Origin of the sequence: Edaphobacter sp. HDX4 (assembly GCF_036877565.1) — a bacterium.
GTDB lineage: Bacteria > Acidobacteriota > Terriglobia > Terriglobales > Acidobacteriaceae > Edaphobacter.
The window spans coordinates 14,612-29,089 of sequence record NZ_JAEDXW010000033.1 but is presented as its reverse complement, the minus strand read 5'-3'; the positions used below and the strand labels follow the sequence as shown (position 1 = coordinate 29,089).

9 protein-coding genes are annotated in these 14,478 nt (G+C 55.8%); 6 read left to right on the top strand and 3 right to left on the bottom strand.

From position 1 onward, the window contains the following. Nucleotides 1-32 precede the first annotated feature (32 nt). The 3 genes from JAO29_RS21470 to JAO29_RS21465 all read right to left on the bottom strand — a co-directional run bounded on the left by JAO29_RS21470 (nucleotide 33) and on the right by JAO29_RS21465 (nucleotide 8,401). The gene (locus JAO29_RS21470) at nucleotides 33-6,284 is read right to left on the bottom strand and encodes a HAMP domain-containing protein (RefSeq protein WP_442886462.1); all 6,252 of its coding nucleotides are present in this window, start codon (nucleotides 6,282-6,284) and stop codon (nucleotides 33-35) included. A 654-nt stretch (nucleotides 6,285-6,938) separates the two neighbouring features. Beyond that, the gene (locus JAO29_RS23685; RefSeq protein ID WP_442886461.1) at nucleotides 6,939-7,040 is read right to left on the bottom strand and encodes a hypothetical protein; all 102 of its coding nucleotides are present in this window, start codon (nucleotides 7,038-7,040) and stop codon (nucleotides 6,939-6,941) included. 887 nt (nucleotides 7,041-7,927) lie between these two features. After that, a complete protein-coding gene (locus JAO29_RS21465; protein ID WP_334270326.1) occupies nucleotides 7,928-8,401 on the bottom strand; it encodes a DUF2127 domain-containing protein in 474 nt (157 codons plus the stop codon). A 397-nt stretch (nucleotides 8,402-8,798) separates the two neighbouring features. Between JAO29_RS21465 and JAO29_RS21460 the strand changes: the two genes are divergently transcribed. The 6 genes from JAO29_RS21460 to JAO29_RS21435 all read left to right on the top strand — a co-directional run bounded on the left by JAO29_RS21460 (nucleotide 8,799) and on the right by JAO29_RS21435 (nucleotide 14,382). Beyond that, nucleotides 8,799-10,820, top strand: a complete 2,022-nt coding sequence (locus tag JAO29_RS21460) for a PAS domain-containing sensor histidine kinase (RefSeq protein ID WP_442886460.1) — start codon at nucleotides 8,799-8,801, stop codon at nucleotides 10,818-10,820. Nucleotides 10,821-10,828: 8 nt separating this feature from the next. Then, on the top strand, nucleotides 10,829-11,449 hold the full coding sequence (locus JAO29_RS21455; RefSeq protein WP_334270324.1) for a response regulator transcription factor: 621 nt from the start codon (nucleotides 10,829-10,831) through the stop codon (nucleotides 11,447-11,449). 200 nt (nucleotides 11,450-11,649) lie between these two features. Next, nucleotides 11,650-12,015: a response regulator transcription factor gene (locus JAO29_RS21450; RefSeq protein ID WP_334270323.1), complete on the top strand. Its 366-nt coding sequence runs from the start codon at nucleotides 11,650-11,652 to the stop codon at nucleotides 12,013-12,015. 150 nt (nucleotides 12,016-12,165) lie between these two features. Continuing rightward, nucleotides 12,166-12,858 carry a response regulator transcription factor gene (locus JAO29_RS21445; RefSeq protein ID WP_334270322.1) on the top strand — a complete coding sequence of 231 codons (693 nt, stop codon included), beginning with the start codon at nucleotides 12,166-12,168 and terminating at the stop codon, nucleotides 12,856-12,858. A gap of 276 nt (nucleotides 12,859-13,134) precedes the next feature. Then, a complete protein-coding gene (locus tag JAO29_RS21440) occupies nucleotides 13,135-13,761 on the top strand; it encodes a DsbA family protein (RefSeq protein WP_334270321.1) in 627 nt (208 codons plus the stop codon). 18 nt (nucleotides 13,762-13,779) lie between these two features. Further along, nucleotides 13,780-14,382, top strand: a complete 603-nt coding sequence (locus JAO29_RS21435; RefSeq protein ID WP_334270320.1) for an Hsp20/alpha crystallin family protein — start codon at nucleotides 13,780-13,782, stop codon at nucleotides 14,380-14,382. Nucleotides 14,383-14,478 lie beyond the last annotated feature (96 nt).

Here is a 14,478-nt window from a genome sequence, read left to right as displayed (position 1 = left end):
ACGAACTAACGAATTGGCCTTTCGAATTCAGATTAGCGATGGAGCCACGTTCGCAGCCCCGAGAGAAGTTGATCTGTATTCACAGGTTTTGCCATGTAATCAGAGGCTCCGGCCTCTAAACACTTCTCCCTGTCTCCCGTCATTGCCTTCGCTGTCAGCGCAATAATGGGCAGCCGGTGGAACTGAGGATTCTGGCGAATGACCTGCATGGTTTCGTATCCGTCCATCTCCGGCATCATAATGTCCATGAGAACGATCGAGACACCGGGCGTCTTTGATAACGTATCAATCGCTTCGCGTCCTGTTCCTGCTGTAAGTACCTCCATGCCACGCCGTTCCAGAACGCTGCTGAGAGCAAAGATATTACGGACATCATCATCTACCACGAGCACCTTCGCACCCACGAGTGCTTCATCGGATCGATGCAGTTGATCGAGCATTTTCTGCTTTTCTGGTGGCAGATCGCTCACAAGTCGATGGAGAAACAGCGCAGTCTCATCGAGTAAACGCTCGGGAGATTCGACGTCTTTTACCACAACGCTGCGGGCCAGCGTTCGGAGCCGTGCATCCTCCTCCGGCGAAAGGTCTTTCCCCGTAAAGACGACAATCGGCAACTCGGGAAACTTCTCGCTTCGATGAATCTTCTCGAGAACTTGGAAGCCGGTCATGTCGGGCAAACGCAGATCGAGCACAGCGCAGTCGAAACTTTCGCGCTCGAGTGCGGCAAGAGCTGCGCCCCCGCTATCTACCACTTCAACATCGATGTCGTTATGACCCAAGAGAGCGCAAATACTGATCTGCTCGGCTGGATTGTCTTCTACAATGAGCAGCTTCTTCCTGCGCGGTGCGGAGAACTCTTTGAGGCGATTGATTGCCCTGCTCAGTTCCTCCGTGGTTGTGGGTTTAACTACATAAGCAAACGCTCCGCGCGACAGGCCATGGTGCCAGCCGCCATCCATCGTGAGCATCTGCACAGGGATGTGACGTGTTGTCGGATCCTGCTTGAGATGATTCAGGACGGCCCATCCCAACATGTCCGGTAGGAAAACATCCAGCGATACGGCAATCGGACGAAATTCGCGAGCGAAAGCAAGCGCCTCCGATCCTCGCATCGCCACCAGTACCTTGAAGCCCTTCTCCCGGGCCATATCTCTCAACAATCGGGCAAAATGCGGGTCATCTTCGACGATGAGCAATGTGTCGTCGCCAGGCTGAATACTCTCACGGTCATCGGTTACGTGATCGATGATTTGCTCTGTCGCAGAAGGTGGCAGACTCAGACGGACAGCGTGGGGCATCGCTTCTGCACGTGCAGGCAAAACAAATCCGGCCGCAGGACCGACATAGGTCTGCGGTATGTACAGCGTAAACGTGCTGCCCTCGCCAGGGGTACTGCGAAGCTGAATCTCTCCCCCCAGCAGACTAGCTAGCTCGCGACTGATAGCCAGACCAAGGCCGGTGCCCCCATATTTGCGGCTCGTGCCGGCATCGGCCTGCTGAAACGCCTCGAAGATGATTCTTTGTTTCTCCTGGGGAATACCGATACCTGTGTCTGTCACCTCGAAAGCAATCACGTTCCCGGCACCACTCAGGATGGGGTGATCATTACTCCACCCGGAACTGACGGAGGAAACCTTCAGTTTTACGCTGCCCTTCTCCGTAAACTTGAAGGCGTTCGAAAGAAGATTTTTCAGCACCTGCTGCAGGCGCTTGGAATCCGTGACCAAACTGCGCGGCAACCCGCGGTCCACTTCAATCTCGAAACTCAGTTTGCGGTTCTCGGCATCATGCCGGAAGGGACGTGCCAGCATCTCCAGCATCGATGTAAAGAAAATCTCTTCTGCTTCGACCGAGACAGTGCCGGATTCGATCTTCGAAAGATCTAGGATATCGCTTATGAGGTTCAGCAGATCAGTGCCCGCACCGTGGATCGTACGTGCGAACTCGACCTGCCTCGGTGTGAGGTTGCCGTCCGGATTGTCGGTCAGTTGCTGACCCAGCACAAGAATACTGTTCAGAGGCGTCCTCAGTTCGTGCGACATATTCGCCAGGAACTCGGACTTGTATTTGGAGGTAAGCGCCAGCTCTTTAGCCTTCTCTTCGAGAGCTCGGCGTGCCTGCTCGATCTCCTGATTCTTGCGCTCCACTTCCGCATTCTGCTCAGCAAGCTGTTGGGCTTTCTGGGCCAGCTGCTCGTTCGTGGTTTGCAGCTCCGTCTGTTGCGTCTGCAGCTCAGCCGCGAGCTGCTGCGACTGCGACAACAGCGCTTCAGTCTGCATCGTCACTCCGATACTGTTCAGTACGATCCCGATGCTGGATGTGAGCTGTTCAAGAAAAGCCATGTGAGACACAGTAAAAGAGTGCAACGTGCCAAGCTCGATGACAGCCTTCACACGATCTTCGAAGAGCACCGGCAATACGATGACATTCCGCGGCACGGCCTCAAACAAACCGGACCGGATAGGCAACGTGCCCGAAGGGAGATCGTGAATCAGCAGCCGCCGCTTCTCAAGTGCGCACTGGCCGATCAGCCCTTCGCCCAGAGCGATGCGCTCCTGCTGCATATCCGGAGCGCCGGAGTAAGCCGAAAGCAGCACCAGCGTGTGAGCGTCTTCCTCATTCATCCGATAGATGAGCCCCTGCTGTGCATTCACCAGAGGCACAAGTTCTGAGAGCAGCATTCGACCCACGGTCGCCAGATCGCGCTGGCCCTGCAGCATCCCGTTGAATCGCGCGAGATTTGTCTTCAGCCAGTCCTGCTCGTTGTTTCGGTCTGTAGTGAGTCGAAGGTTATCAATCATCGTATTGATGTTGTCCTTCAGCTCAGCTACCTCTCCGAGTGCCTCCACCTGAATGGAACGCGTCAGATCGCCCTTCGTCACGGCCGTAGCAACCTCAGCGATTGCACGTACCTGATTCGTAAGGTTATCGGCCAGCAGGTTCACATTGCCGGTGAGGTCCTTCCACGTTCCGGAAGCGCCCGGCACATTTGCCTGACCACCGAGACGGCCTTCCACTCCGACTTCACGGGCAACTGTAGTCACCTGATCAGCAAAGATAGCCAGTGTATCCGTCATGTTATTGATGGTTTCAGCCAGCGCGGCTACTTCGCCTTTTGCATTCACCGTCAGTTTCTGCGTCAGATCACCATCAGCAACCGCTGTTACGACCTTCACAATGCCGCGAACCTGCCCGGTCAGATTGAAGGCCATCACGTTAACGTTATCAGTGAGATCTTTCCAGGTACCGTCGACGCCAGGCACCTCAGCCTGACCACCCAGCTTGCCGTCGGTACCTACTTCGCGCGCCACACGCGTTACCTCGCCAGCGAAGGCGTTAAGCTGGTCCACCATCGTATTGATGGTGTTCTTCAGCTCCAGAATTTCGCCCTTCACATCTACTGTGATCTTGCGCGAAAGATCGCCGCGCGCCACGGCTGTGGTCACTTCGGCGATGTTACGCACTTGGCCGGTCAGATTGCCCGCCATGGCATTTACCGAATCTGTCAGATCCTTCCATGTACCGGCGACTCCGGGAACGCTAGCCTGTCCGCCAAGACGACCTTCCGTGCCAACCTCGCGCGCAACACGTGTTACTTCGCCGGCAAAAGCATTGAGCTGATCGACCATCGTGTTCAGGGTCTCTTTCAGCTGCAGAATCTCGCCACGCACATCGACGGTGATCTTCTTCGAAAGGTCGCCATTTGCGATGGCCGTGGCGACCTCTGCGATGTTTCGCACCTGGCCAGTAAGATTACTGGCCATGAAGTTCACGTTGTCAGTGAGATCTTTCCAGATACCGGCGACTCCAAGCACTTCTGCCTGGCCACCGAGTTTGCCGTCGGTACCCACCTCTCGAGCGACGCGCGTCACCTCAGCAGCAAAGCCGTTGAGCTGGTCCACCATGGTATTAATCGTGTTCTTCAGCTCGAGGATCTCGCCCTTCACATCCACAGTGATCTTGCGTGAAAGGTCGCCACGTGCCACTGCCGTCGTCACTTCGGCTATGTTGCGCACCTGGCCGGTCAGATTACCGGCCATCGAATTCACCGAATCCGTGAGGTCCTTCCAGGTGCCCGCAACACCCGGAACGCTCGCCTGACCGCCCAAACGTCCTTCGGTACCAACCTCACGCGCAACGCGCGTCACCTCACCGGCGAAGGCATTGAGCTGGTCCACCATGGTGTTGATGGTGTCTTTCAACAGGAGAATCTCGCCCCGAACATCTACCGTGATCTTCTTCGAAAGGTCACCATTCGCGATCGCGGTGGAAACCTCAGCGATATTGCGCACCTGTCCGGTCAGGTTCGACGCCATGGAGTTGACCGAATCGGTAAGATCCTTCCAGGTACCAGCTACTCCCGGAACCTCCGCCTGGCCACCCAGCTTCCCGTCCGTACCCACTTCGCGGGCGACGCGCGTCACTTCGGATGCAAACGCGCGAAGCTGGTCCACCATGGTGTTCAAGGTCTCTTTCAGCTGCAAGATCTCGCCCCGAACATCTACCGTGATCTTGCGAGAAAGATCCCCGCGGGCAACGGCAGTCGCCACTTCGGCAATGTTACGCACCTGGCCAGTGAGGTTGCTGGCCATGAAATTCACGTTGTCCGTCAGGTCCTTCCAGGTACCGGCCACTCCGGGAACCTGTGCCTGTCCTCCCAGGTTTCCTTCTGTACCTACCTCGCGCGCGACGCGCGTTACTTCGCCGGCAAAGGCATTCAGCTGGTCCACCATTGTGTTAATCGTGTCCTTCAGCTCCAGGATCTCGCCCTTTACATCGACCGTAATTTTGCGCGAAAGATCGCCACCGGCCACCGCTGTGGTCACCTCGGCGATGTTGCGGACCTGTGCCGTCAGATTGCCAGCCATGGAATTCACTGAATCGGTGAGATCCTTCCAAGTGCCTGCAACCCCGGGGACCTCCGCCTGACCACCAAGCTTGCCGTCTGTACCCACTTCGCGTGCGACACGCGTCACCTCGCCGGCAAATCTGTTGAGCTGGTCCACCATCGTATTCAGGGTTTCTTTCAGCTGCAGGATCTCGCCCCGAACGTTCACCGTGATCTTGCGTGAGAGATCGCCATTCGCAATGGCCGTCGCAACCTCGGCGATGTTACGTACCTGGCCAGTCAGGTTGCTGGCCATGAAATTCACGTTATCCGTGAGGTCTTTCCATGTACCGCCAACCCCCGGAACCTGAGCCTGTCCTCCCAGCTTGCCTTCTGTACCGACTTCACGGGCGACACGCGTCACTTCGCCGGCAAAGGCATTGAGCTGGTCCACCATCGTATTGATGGTGTCCTTCAGCTCCAGAATTTCGCCTTTTACGTCTACTGTAATCTTGCGCGACAGGTCGCCGCGGGCGACCGCAGTAGTCACCTCTGCGATGTTCCGAACCTGGGCCGTCAGGTTTCCGGCCATCGCGTTGACTGAGTCTGTAAGGTCCTTCCATGTACCAGCCACGCCGGGCACGACCGCCTGTCCTCCAAGCTTGCCGTCCGTACCCACCTCGCGCGCAACACGCGTCACTTCCGACGCGAAAGACCTCAACTGGTCCACCATCGTGTTGATGGCTTCCTTTAGTTGGAGGATCTCACCCCGAACATCGACCGTAATCTTGCGGGAAAGGTCGCCGCTCGCAACGGCGGTCGCAACCTCAGCGATATTCCGTACTTGCCCGGTCAGGTTGGATGCCATCGAATTAACCGAGTCTGTAAGATCCTTCCAAGTTCCGGCAACGCCAGGAACCTGCGCCTGTCCCCCCAGCTTGCCGTCAGTGCCTACCTCGCGCGCAACACGCGTTACCTCTGAGGTAAAAACGCTAAGCTGCTGGATCATCGTATTAACGATATTGGCAGAACGGAAAAATTCACCCTCAAGGGGGCGACCATCTACGTCCAGACGGACAGTCTGCGTCAGATTGCCTTGTGCTACCGCAGCGATCGCCCGGGCAACCTCGGCAGTCGGCCGCAAGAGATCTTCCATCAGGGTATTGATGCTGGTCTCCATCTCGCCCCAGGATCCGCGAATTGCTTGAAAACGCGTCCGTTCGCGAGTTTTCCCTTCTTTTCCTACGGCCTGACCGATCCGTTTCAGCTCACCCGCCATCTGCTGATTTGTTGCAACGATATCGTTAAAGGTATCGGCTACTTTACCCTCAATTGCGGTCCAATGGTTTGGAAGCCGTACTGAGAAGTCTCCGTCCCGCATGTGCTGCAAAGCATCGAGAACGACAGCAATATCGAATGCCGGCCGGGCGTCTGGGGAGGTGAGGACGATAGACATGGGGAGTTCGAGATCAGTATCGACTGGTTTATCAGTTACACGCTTCACAAGCCACCCTGGGTATCGAGTCGAGTTTGATCATAGCCTAACAATCTCAATACACTATGTTCTGATCCAGAATCAAGGATCGCTCTGCCAGCGAATCTCTTTGTGCATCAATGCTTCTTACTCGTCATCACCATTACCCGGAAACGCCTGGCGTTTTGAATGTCTTCTCGCAGAGAGGAGCACGGTTTTACTTGAGAGAATCAAGGTACATTTGCGCCAACGCTCTACCTGTCATTGAGAAACCGCAGGGGAACTTTGATCCTACAACGCCTAGGTTCATGGGCAACAGGCAGCAAGAGGAAGGTGCAGGAGGAGGAAGTTGCGCGGGAAGACTCCGCCTGCGAACCTCGGCGACTTCCACGGCTTCTCCCAAGGGATAGGAGCTTTTTGAGATTGGCAATGATGCGGTCGGTGACGGTCTGATAGATGGTGGGCTTCTGCATGGCAATATCTCCTGTCTTGAAATGGCCTTATTGTGTTTGCTTACAAACACGCCTTGGCCCTGGCCCACGCCAGCGGAGGCGGCAAGTGTCAAGAGGATAGGTTCCCTACCCGAAATGAAATGAAGGGCACCACAGGCGGTCTGCACAAGCGCAGCGCGGAAGATTAGGGTGCCTCTGGCGCGCGCACGAGGCACCATTTGCCGAAGCGCTCGTAAATCATCGCTGCATGGCCTCTGCCCGTCGCGATACCCAGGCGCGCGACCATCTCCTGCACGAAATAACCGATGACAGGAGAATGCGGAGGACCCAAAGCAGATGGAGGCCATACTGACCACTCGTCTGCATGTAGGTCGAGACAGCTCCGGCGTCGTTGTCCGCCTCCATCAGGTCTTGAGGTTGTAAGTATGAAGGAGGCAGCATGATCCGCATACCCTCGCCCCCCCGACCAATAGGTGCCCCCCTAGGCAACACTCGCAGCTATCCTCTATATCGTGTCCAGAATCTGCTGGATGACCTGGATCGCTATCCATGAGACCACTACTACCTATGGACCACCAGCACTGGTCCTCGCTGCGTAGAGCTGGATCGTGACACGATCATGTTCCTCGTCCCAACGAAGAGTTGCGAAGTGGAACTTGTTTCGCCGCTGGTGCTCGCTGTCCCTACCCGGGAATCGGCTTGCTGATCCCGAACCATAACCCCCGACCCCGGACCAAAACGTAAGCGGATGTTCCCGTCTAACTGGCGGTATGTGGGCTCACCGATCTGGAAGACGGACCTCGTCAAGAGTAGAAGGGTATTGGAGGTTGTATGATCCGCAAGCCCGACGGCAAAGCTAAGCTTCATCCCGATCCTCGCCAGCGGACAATAGGCGATCTCATCAGATCGTCATGATTTTGACGTCTGTTGTGATTGTCTTGATATCGATAGTGGCTGGCACGGGTTAACGAGAAGTTTGAAGAGGCTGAGAACCGCGAGAACGAGTGAAACAGCAATGACCCCGGCCTGAAGGCCTGGGTCATTTTGTGTTCTCAGGATGGTTCTGCATCAGTGAGTGGTTTGGCGATTTAGCACTCAGTGAAAAGGCGCGGCAATTTCCGATAAACAGCAGTCCGGCGCGAACCCGATGGCGCTCCGTGTCGCTGCCTGCAACTAGCCTCTCTTGTGCATGTCGGAGCTTTCCTTGCGAATTCGATAGAGAAGGTATCCGACTACCGCAATATTGATCATGAGCAAAAGGATTTTGACGGTCGTTGGATGGTGGTGTACCTCCCAAACCTCAAGCGGGATAAGTGAACCCGTGATCACGACAGTGAACCACTCAGCCCAACGTTTCAACAGCCAGAGACCAACGCCCTCGGTCAGGAAAAGGGCTGCGTAGACAAAGCTACCCAATCCAAGGTTCTTGATTCTGTTGGGAGAGATGTGTGCGGCCTTTCGAACTGCATGATCGACGTATCGGTTGCCTGGATCCACGCCGAGCTTTGCGACCCAATGGTCCAGGACCGTCGCCACGTCATTGTGGATCAGCTTGAGTATGCCGATGCCGACCACGATCAGGACAGTCGCCTTCAACGGCTTAAATACCGCGATCAGCCGGATCAATCCGTTTTGAGAGGTCCCCATGTAAATGCCACCGCGATGCCCGACGTTTCCAATCAATACGATGCGACCTGGTGCACACGGAAGTGTCGCACGTACTAAGCCGGTCTTTGAGTGAGTTGGCGATTTCGCGCTCGCGGAGGACTTCCCCTCATACGCGTAGCTCGCTGGACCTGTTCCCGTTGCCGCTACCAAACCAGAGAGTGGCACCCGGCAAATTGAAGAAATTTGCGCGCTTAGGGCAACTTTCGCCCTTTCACGGCAATCCAACTTCCTGCGGCAGGATAGTAGGTCATGACCGCAACAGGTGGCTGATCAGTCCACGTTCCTTTGCAGCTGTCACGCGAAAGCTTTGTTCTTGCTAACGAAGTTGTTCTCAGTGTTCTTTGCGCAGGCCAAGTTAAATGCCGTGAGGTGCGCGATGCAATTCCTGAGGGATCTTTCCTCTCCCAGCCCGTACATGCCTCATGGGTACTGCTTTCTGTGGAACCGTGGCCTAACCAGTCTGCATGTTACTTCTGACTTATTGATAGCTTTATCTTATCTTTCGATACCCTTCACTCTGATCTACTTCGTGCGCAAGCGGCGGGATCTTCCATTTCATTGGATGTTTGTATGTTTTGCGATGTTCATTCTGGCCTGCGCCACCCACGCGATGGAAGTCTGGACCGTGTGGCATGCAGATTACTGGCTTTCCGGATCCGTCAAGGCGATCACGGCTTTCGCCTCTGTCTTGACGGCTATATTGCTGGTGAAGCTGGTTCCGCATGCGCTCGCGCTGCCGAGCCCAGCCGCACTTCGGCTGGAAATCGCGGAACGGCGGCGGGCTGAAGACGCGCTCAACCTAGCGAAAATGGAACTGGAACTACGCGTGAATGAACGAACCGCGGGATTAAAGAGAGTCAATGAGGATCTGCTGGGCGAAATTGAGCGACGGAAGCAATTGGAGCAAACATTAAAGAACAGTGAAGAGCAGCTTCGGCTGGCCCAGGAGGCATCCGGCCTGGGCGTGTGGGATTGGGACCTGCGTGACGACAGGACAGTGTGGTCCGCTCAGCATTTTCGGATGTTTGGCCTCGAACCTAGCCTGCGGAGGTTTGACAAACTGAGCCTGGTTACGCTGGTACATCGTGAGGACCGCTCGGATGTGCGATTGGCGATGCGCGAGGCTCTTCGACCCGGCGGGACATTTAATGCTGAGTACCGAATTCAGCGCCAGGACGGCCAGCTACGCTGGGTAATGAGCAGGGGGCAGACTCATTGCGACAGCACGGGTCAACCCGTCCGGATGATTGGTGTGACATTGGATGTAACCGAGCGCAGGCAGACGGCGGAAGAGTTGCGGCGAAGCGAAGAACGATTTCGTCTGCTGATCGAAGGCATCGCGGACTATGCAATTTTTTCGCTTGACCCGGCTGGCTTTGTCACCAGTTGGAACATCGGAGCGGAACGTATCAAGGGATATAAGGCCCAGGAGATCATAGGACAACACTTCTCCTGTTTCTATACGGACGAAGACCTGCGCAAAGGAGCGCCGGCCATGGCTCTGCGGAAAGCGGCTGCGGAAGGCCGGTTCGAAAACGAGGGATGGCGGCTACGCAGAGACGGGTCGCGCTTCCGCGCCAATGCGATCCTGACTTCATTGCACGACCAGCAAGGAGAGTTGATCGGTTTTGCCAAAGTTACCCGGGATCTGACGGAAAACCGACGGGCAGAGGAGGCGGTTCAGGCAGCGCACGCTGAGCTGGCGCGGGTAGCCAGAGCGACGACTCTGGGGGAACTCACAGCTTCGATCGCGCATGAGATCAACCAGCCGCTGGCCGCGATCATCAACAATGCCAACGCCAGTATAAGAATCCTGGCCGGCTCGACACCGGATATGGCAGAGGTGCGACAGGCGGTTACCGAGATTGCAGAGGCGGGTACACGGACAGGGGAAATCGTTTCACGCGTCCGCGGGTTGCTGAAGAAGAGTGCTCCGGAGAGACACCCGCTGGATATCAACCAAGTAATTCGCGAGGTGCTGGCCCTAATTCCGAATGAGCTGGAAAAGCAACACGTTTCGTTGGAGGTGGAACTAGTGCCCACGCCCCCCCGGGTACTAATGGATCGAGTACAGCTCCAACAGGTTCTACTGAATTTGATCATGAACGGTATCGAGGCGATGAATGTGACTTTTGATCGCCCGCGCGTGCTGATGATCCGATCGGACGCGCGTGACTCAGAGCTGGAGGTCATGGTGAAGGACTCCGGCAGCGGGCTGGATCCGCGGCATCTTCCGCACATCTTTGATATGTTTTTTACCACCAAGAAAAGCGGAATGGGCATGGGATTGCCCATCAGCCGATCGATTATTGAGGCACACAGCGGCCGCCTTTGGGCAAACTCTGATCGCGCCATTCAAGGCGCAGCCTTCCACTTTTCCTTGCCAGCTATCGCGTAGTCACAGCCATGAACGAAATTCCGCCGGTCGTGTTTGTCGTGGACGATGAGGCGGCAGTGTGTATCTCGCTTAAGAGGCTCTTACGATCTGTAGGCCTGGAGGCCCAGACCTACCCTTCAGCGCAGGAGTTTTTGCGCAGCGAGCGCCCGGACGCGCCGGGATGCCTGGTGCTGGATGTTCGACTTCCCGGATTGAGCGGGCTTGATCTTCAGCAAGAACTTAGGGCGGCGAAAATTAATCTTCCTGTCATTTTCGTTACTGGGCATGGCGACATCCCGATGTCGGTTCGAGCCATGAAGGCGGGCGCGGTTGAATTCCTGACCAAGCCCTTCCGCGAACAAGACCTGCTGGAAGCAATCCAGCGTGGGATCGAGCTGAGCCGCATCACAAGACAGAACAACGCTGAAATACGCACACTGCAACGGCGCTATGCATCGCTGACGCCGCGGGAGCGGGAGATCTTTCCTCGCGTAACCGGCGGTTTGCTCAACAAGCAGATTGCCGCACAGCTTGGAGCCAGCGAGAAAACGATCAAGGTGCACCGCGGCCAGGTGATGCAGAAGATGAAGGCGGAATCGCTGGCTCATCTAATCCAAATGGCCGAAAAACTGCGGCTATCTTCCAATTGATCCCCGTCCTATGGGACCAAGGTCCAATATGCAGCCCGAAGTGCCGGAGTTATTGTTCATTCATGCAAGGCATTGTTAAGCAATCGACTCTACTATTCTTTGTTACCTATTCTTTGTTACCCAAAGAAGGCCACTAGCTCGGCGGCCGCTGAACTTGATCAGACCACATGTGCCGCGCTGCTCGAAGCCTGAAAACGAGCATGAATGAACTACCTTTGATAGCGATTGTGGAGGATGACCGCTGGATGCGAAGGTCACTCGAAAGGCTCCTCAAATCCGCTGGATTTCGGGCGGAGACCTTCGTTTCGGCGGAGGACTATCTGGCAGCTGGCAATCACGAGGGAACCGGCTGCATCATTTTGGATATAGGGTTGCCTGGCATGAGCGGGTTTGAGCTGGAGCGCCGCCTGACAGCAGATTGTATCCGGCGGCCGATAGTGTTTGTTTCGGCGCACGACGAACCTGAGGTACGGGACGGGGCAACGCTTGCAGGAGCTATCGCTTTCCTGGGCAAGCCGTTGGACGATAACTCTTTGCTCAATGCAATTTCTTCAGCGCTCCAATAACAGGTAAGACATCATGACGTGTCGTGCCCGCATCTGCATCGGTGCAGATGCAGTGGCTCTTGCTTCTCCAGTGTCGTTCACCACTTTGCTGGGTGTCCCACCGACATAGCCGCTGAGTGCGGTTGCGGCAATATCCCCTCGGAGGATGACGTGCAGACTACGAACATATTCGTCAATGACCAACTGAGAGGCGCGGAGCCTCTCCTCAAGTTGTATACAGTGTTGATTGCCGATGACCTTCCCATCGTGCGCGCGGGATTGGCAACGATGATTAACCGCAGAGTGGACATGCGAGTCGTCGCTGAGGCGTCGAATGGGAAGGAAGCGGTGGACAAATTTATTGCGCATTCCCCTGACATCGCTCTGCTCGAACTGAGATTGCCTCTCATGGATGGAGTCGAGGCAGTTGCTTCCATCTGCAAGCAAGTGCCGTCTGCGCGCCTTGTCATCTTCACCACATGCCAGGGAGAGGAGGACATCTATCGCGCCATGAGAGCCGGTGCTTATGGATACCTGCTAAAGGACACAGCGCTGAGCGAAGTTGTCGAGTGTATTCGTGCGGTGGCGGAGGGTGGGAGATGGATTTCACCCGCGGTGGCGGCCAAGTTGGGAAAGCGAATCGCTGACAGGGGGTTGACAGCAAGAGAACTGGAAGTGATTCACGCATTGAGCAGCGGCAAAAGCAACAAAGAGATCGGTAGCCTGCTTGACATCAGCGAAGCTACAGTCAAGGTACACATCACGCATATCTTGGAAAAGCTCAAGGTTGCCGGACGCACGGAAGCGATTAACGTGGCGGTGAGACGTGGTCTGGTGCATATGGATTCACTCGCAGCTGCGTAAAGGCTACATGACCTGAATCACGCAGCACTCTTTAGCCCGAGTTTTTAGCCAGTGGCGAAACGACTCATACAAAATACAAACACAAAAGCCTTAGAGATTCTCTTCTTGGAACGCCAGACCCAGGACTCCCGGCTACTCCGAAGGTAGTAGAGCGTTGTAGGAACTCGAGCCAAGTCCCAGGTAGCCCACAGCGCAGATCGTGGCTTTATCCTCACGTTTGATTGTTTTTGCGCAGGCGTTTCGCTAGCATGCGGCGATGAGATTTAGGAGCTCCCGATGACAACTGCTGCCTCGACTCAGCTCACTCTTCCTGTAACCGGCCGGGATCACATTCAGGGATCGGGCAGCGCAGTGGTGACCCTGGTTGAATATGGAGACTACGCGTGTCCCCGTTGCAAGGAAGCCCGTTCAGTCGTGAAGCGGCTTCAGACGGCCCTGGGGGATCGACTGCGGTATGCGTTTCGCCACTTCCCGATACCCAGCTTGCACCCAAACACCCATCGTGCGTCCGAAGCGGCAGAGGCGGCGGGGGCGCAAAACAAGTTCTGGGAGATGCACGAACTTCTCTATGACCGCCAGGGCACGCTTTCCGACAAACATCTCAAGGGATACGGCACCCAGGTTCGCCTCGACATGGAGCGCTTCAATCGCGACATGACGTTGCAGACCTTTGCTCTTCATGTGCGCGAGGACGTTCTGAGCGCCAACCAAAGTGGAGTCAGCACTACCCCATCCTTCTTCATCAACGATAGCCGGTATTTAGGCGACTGCGATTTCGAGACCCTACTCTCCCAGATTGAAGAAATCATTGGAAACCAGTCTTCCGGAAATCGTGCGCTCCAAACCACCCCTGCCGATCAGGCGATGGCCGATTCTTCAACGTCGCCCGCCAACAGGCAATAACCCGAGAAAGGAGTTTCCATGGCAACCGAAAATGAACAGAGTACGCAACCCACTGGCAAAGAAGAGGACCGTTCTTCGCAAAAGCCCGGTTTGATCCGGAATTCTCAGGACGGCGGCGTCGCGAGACGTCCAGGGTCTGGCCTGGCGCTCACTCCGTACGAAATGCTTCTCATGAATCCGTTTTCTTTTTTTCGAAGAATGACGGAAGGTGTCCTGCAGCCATTTTCAGAGGACGAGGCAAGCCCCGCGATTGCCTGGCTGCCGAGAGTTGAGATCTTCGAACGCGACGGAAAGTACCACGTCCTAGCCGAACTTCCAGGGCTGTCGCCGAAGGATGTGCGCGTGGAAGCAGACGACGGTGCACTCGTTATCCAGGGGGAACGGAAGGTTGAGCAGGATGCAACCGAAGGAGGAGTTCGCAGGAGTGAAAGACAATTTGGATACTTTTTCCGACGCATTCCGCTGCCACAAGGAGTGGATCCGGAACAGGCAAAGGCGAAGTTTCAGGATGGGGTGCTCGAAATCATTATGCCGGCTCCGAGCCCTAAGGTGGAACGAAAGCAGATCCCGGTAGAGGGCGACAGCAAGTCCGCTTCTGACCAAAGCAAGCAGGCGGCCTGAAACGGCCGCCGCATGACATGTAGCACCAGATTGGATGGACGGGTGCCCTAATTTCACCGATACGTGTTTCTAATGTTTTCCGTATCCCGGACAGAA

Bases quoted from the DNA above. Each gene is read 5' to 3' on its own strand.
- JAO29_RS21470 (WP_442886462.1), bottom strand. From the start codon at position 6,284: ATGTCTATCGTCCTCACCTCCCCAGACGCCCGGCCGGCATTCGATATT.
- JAO29_RS23685 (WP_442886461.1), bottom strand. From the start codon at position 7,040: ATGGTCGCGCGCCTGGGTATCGCGACGGGCAGAGGCCATGCAGCGATG.
- JAO29_RS21465 (WP_334270326.1), bottom strand. From the start codon at position 8,401: ATGGGGACCTCTCAAAACGGATTGATCCGGCTGATCGCGGTATTTAAG.
- JAO29_RS21460 (WP_442886460.1), top strand. From the start codon at position 8,799: ATGCAATTCCTGAGGGATCTTTCCTCTCCCAGCCCGTACATGCCTCAT.
- JAO29_RS21455 (WP_334270324.1), top strand. From the start codon at position 10,829: ATGAACGAAATTCCGCCGGTCGTGTTTGTCGTGGACGATGAGGCGGCA.
- JAO29_RS21450 (WP_334270323.1), top strand. From the start codon at position 11,650: ATGAATGAACTACCTTTGATAGCGATTGTGGAGGATGACCGCTGGATG.
- JAO29_RS21440 (WP_334270321.1), top strand. From the start codon at position 13,135: ATGACAACTGCTGCCTCGACTCAGCTCACTCTTCCTGTAACCGGCCGG.
- JAO29_RS21435 (WP_334270320.1), top strand. From the start codon at position 13,780: ATGGCAACCGAAAATGAACAGAGTACGCAACCCACTGGCAAAGAAGAG.